Source organism: Leucobacter iarius (assembly GCF_039530105.1).
Taxonomy (GTDB): domain Bacteria; phylum Actinomycetota; class Actinomycetes; order Actinomycetales; family Microbacteriaceae; genus Leucobacter; species Leucobacter iarius.
The window spans coordinates 1-1721 of sequence record NZ_BAAAOB010000009.1 but is presented as its reverse complement, the minus strand read 5'-3'; the positions used below and the strand labels follow the sequence as shown (position 1 = coordinate 1721).

The window sequence follows — 1721 nt, the reverse complement described above, 5'->3', positions numbered from 1 at the left end:
AGCGTTGATGTCAACAAGCGCCTCGATGTCGCAATGACGTACACCATTCGCGTGGTGAACGGCGGCACGCACATCGACCACACGTTCCAGGTCCGCTAACCCGGGAAGAGCGCAACACACAACCGAACAGACACCGGCGGGGCCGGGTGCTCGAGACATACCGGCTCGAGCACCCGGCACCGCCGCGCTGCGTCTTTGCCGCAAACGGGCCGGCTCCTGCGGGCGCGATCGCGCCCGGTGCCGCCCCACCCATCTGCCACCCCGGCCGGAAGACGCAGGCGATGTCTCCTCCTGAGACGGTTCGTGCTTGCCAGGTACGAGCCAATGAAAGACGATTCCAAGAGATGAAGAGAAACATGTCGAAACGACACCAGATGCGCCGACTCGGTGCGGCGACCCTGACCGCAGCGGTCGTGTTCACCGGGGCCAGCTTCAGCGCGACCGCGGCTTCGGCTGAGGACGCACCTTCCGGTGCGCCCGTGGCCGAGGTCCGTGCCGGGAATACTGCTCCGAGCGTGACGGCCGCGCAGACCGGATCACTGACACTGGCCCCGGGCGGGAGCGGTGATGTCTCCGTCACCCTTTCGAATTCCGGTGGCACCGCCACCTCCGCAGAGATCGAGTTCACGGTCACCGCACCCAGCGGCACCGTGTTCACCAGCAACACGTTCAGGACCCGCACCACCGGAAAGCCCGCAGGAACCGAGCGAGGCACGCTCTCCGGCGACAGCAAAACGCTGACCTTCACCAGCGCACGCTACTCCATTCCGGCGCTCGGAACAGTGCGGAACATCTTCACCCTCCAAGCAGACACCGACAACGTGAACAATGGTGTGGTGAGCGACGGGAAGCTGCAGATCACGCCCAATTCAGACATTCCTGACGCAGTAGCTGCGGCGATCTCCTACACGTCCCGAGGAATCATGGCGCAGACCGCCACCCCCACCATCAGCGCGGGAGCTACTGAGACCGCAACCATTCGGGTGGGCAACGCCAGCGGGACCAGCACCTCGGGCACCACCACGTTCACGATCACGGCCCCCTCGGGAACAACCTTCGGAAACGCCACCGTCTCGTACACGAAGAGCGACGGACAGACAGGGAGCTTCACCGGAACCCTCTCGAACAATGGCCGGACCCTGACCGTCACCGACACACCCTATTCCGTCCCGGCAAACGGGCACGTGAGCAATTCGTTCACGCTGGCAGCCGACGACGAGAACTCATTGAACGGGCCCGTCGATGATGGGTCGTTCACAGTGACCGCGGGCACCGGAATCCCGGTCGGAGCGAACTCCAAGGTGCGATATGTCGCTGAGGCTGCGCTGCGTGTCCTGACCCCTGAGATGGATGCGCTGGTGTCGGGGAAGAACCTCAGTTTCAGCGGGACCGGCGCACCGCATGCCGTGATCAGCATCGAAGACGAAGACAACGATGAGCTCGCACAGACGACGGTCGACGCAGACGGGACCTGGCAGGTCTCGATGACCGAGGAACTGACTCCGGGTGCCCGATCCCTCATGGTGCGGCAATACGCGTCGAAAGACACCGCCTCGGCGTTGAACTTCACGGTAGCAGCGCCCGCCGCTGATGACCTCGATGTGGCGACTCCCGCGAGGAACGGTCGCGTCAACGCCGGCACGATCACCTTCACCGGCACCTCGAACCCGAACGCGAAGATCGAACTCCGCTCGATCGCGACCGGCGACCCCCTGGGCACC

At 64.4% G+C, this 1721-nt stretch carries 1 protein-coding gene; it reads left to right on the top strand.

All coding sequences use genetic code 11. The features are described from left to right. Positions 1-356 precede the first annotated feature (356 nt). Positions 357-1721 (top strand): Ig-like domain-containing protein (locus tag ABD169_RS16000; protein WP_344033612.1); only part of this gene is annotated, 1365 nt, incomplete at its 3' end.